Origin of the sequence: Rhodobium orientis (assembly GCF_003258835.1) — a bacterium.
Lineage (GTDB): Bacteria > Pseudomonadota > Alphaproteobacteria > Rhizobiales > Rhodobiaceae > Rhodobium > Rhodobium orientis.
In genome coordinates this window covers 1-258 of record NZ_NPEV01000197.1, presented here as the reverse complement: position 1 = coordinate 258, position 258 = coordinate 1, and the positions used below count along the sequence as shown (strand labels likewise).

Sequence of the window (258 nt, the reverse complement as noted above, 5' to 3'; positions counted from 1 at the left end):
GGCCGTACCGGCCAGACTGTCTTTATCAGCTTCCTAATTGGGATCGGGTCAGCTTTACTTCTGTTGTCTTTTCTTTTCCGCCCCGCAGGTATTTGATTTTTACCTTGTCGCCGACGTTTTTGGTGTAAAGCTTTTTACGCAGATCAACGATATCGTAAACACGGTCACCGTTAAATTCGACGATGACATCGAGCTCTTTCAGACCGGCTCTGCCTGCAGGAGATACCGGCTGAACACCCATCACAACTACGCCTGATG

1 protein-coding gene is annotated in these 258 nt (G+C 48.8%); it reads right to left on the bottom strand.

Going from position 1 to position 258, the window contains the following annotated elements; translation table 11 throughout:
- Nucleotides 1–25: 25 nt before the first annotated feature.
- The coding region (locus CH339_RS25820; RefSeq protein WP_146610314.1) for a PDZ domain-containing protein at nt 26–258 on the bottom strand (233 nt) is incomplete at its 5' end.